Raw genomic sequence first — 1310 nt, forward strand, 5'->3', positions numbered from 1 at the left:
CCGGGCACCGCGTTGTTGACGGCGATCCGCATGAGTGACTGCCCCTCCTCTAAGGGCACCACGTGCTTCTCTCCCTCATGTGAGACGAAGGTTACGACTGTCATCGCTGGCTCCTGCATGGTTGTTCGGGTAATAGCTGCTCACAGCATTGCTAACAACGACGACTGCGGCTAGGTTGATTGAGGGCAGAAGCTTGTTAATTTGGCTCAGAAGGCGGGGGCGATGAATCTTGATCGCGAGGGCGTGCCACCGCTCGTGTTCGCGCAGTTACTTGAGAGCCCAGTTCTGGAGCAAGACGCCGTTGCACGGTTTCGCGAGATCATGGATCGTGAGCGAAGCGACGTCGAGTCACTTCTTGCCATCAACGCCCAAGTTCCCCTGCGGTGGATCAGGGAAGCCTTGCCCGACCTCGACGTCGACCAAGCAACGACCCTCGGTTTGGCGTTCGCCCAGCATGCTCATCTGACGTCCTTCGGACCATTAAGCGTCCCACTAGTAAGCGCAGGTTCCGCAGGCGAGATATTGGAATTGCTTGCCTACCTGCCGCTAATAACCCCAGCCCTGAGTGCGCAGTTCTACGCAGGTGGACACGGAGTGTCTGTCGCGCTCAATGGGCAGACGGGCGATCGAGTCCTAGACTCCCTAGTGGTCACCTACTGTGGTGCGGTCCTGCTGAGGCTGCTGAATATACTCGTTGGCGATGCACCAGACATCACACTCTCACTGGGTTGGCCCGCTCCGGAAGGTCTGCCCGTGGATCAGGATTGGTTAGCTGGTCGCCTAGTATTTGACGCTTCACTGTCCATTCTGCATTTTCCCGTTGACGCGGTCAATCACGTCTGCCGGTTCTCTGACCCCGTGGCGTATCGACTCGCTAGCGGTGACTTGCAGCGAAGGCTCGACGAGCGGAGTAAAATCGCCTCGTATTCGGACAAGGTGAGACGTCTGATAGAGAAGCGTCCCGCAGATTGTGGAAGTCAGTGGATTGCAGACGAACTCTCCATCTCTACGAGCACACTTAAGCGGCGCCTCTCTGAGGAAGGGATGACCTATCGCGGACTGCGCCAGTCGGTCATTCGTGAGTACGCGATTCTTCGTTTACTGGACGGATCTGTGTCCGCGAGCGAGATCGCCACGGACCTCGGTTACAGCGACCTCGCCAGCTTTTCACACGCTTTCAAGCACTGGACCGGCCACCCGCCGACGGGGTTCCGTCGTAGGTAGCGCTGCCACTTGGTTGACTCGTACAGGGCAACTGGCAATGCACGGTGCCTTCAGCTTCGCCCTTTCTTTGGGCGTGGCGTTCAATA

1 protein-coding gene and 1 pseudogene are annotated in these 1310 nt (G+C 57.9%); one reads left to right on the forward strand and one right to left on the reverse strand.

Going from position 1 to position 1310, the window contains the following annotated elements:
- Nucleotides 1–104: pseudogene (locus tag G6027_RS07610) on the reverse strand (2Fe-2S ferredoxin); the annotation flags it as partial.
- Between the two features lie 118 nt (nt 105–222).
- Here G6027_RS07610 and G6027_RS07615 point away from each other — a divergent pair.
- Nucleotides 223–1224 carry an AraC family transcriptional regulator gene (locus tag G6027_RS07615; RefSeq protein ID WP_107749265.1) on the forward strand — a complete coding sequence of 334 codons (1002 nt, stop codon included), beginning with the start codon at nt 223–225 and terminating at the stop codon, nt 1222–1224.
- Nucleotides 1225–1310: the final 86 nt, after the last annotated feature.

Origin of the sequence: Dietzia sp. SLG310A2-38A2, assembly GCF_014145095.1 — a bacterium.
Taxonomy (GTDB): domain Bacteria; phylum Actinomycetota; class Actinomycetes; order Mycobacteriales; family Mycobacteriaceae; genus Dietzia.

Excerpts from the sequence above, each read along its gene's own strand:
- G6027_RS07615 (WP_107749265.1), top strand. The coding sequence starts at position 223 with ATGAATCTTGATCGCGAGGGCGTGCCACCGCTCGTGTTCGCGCAGTTA.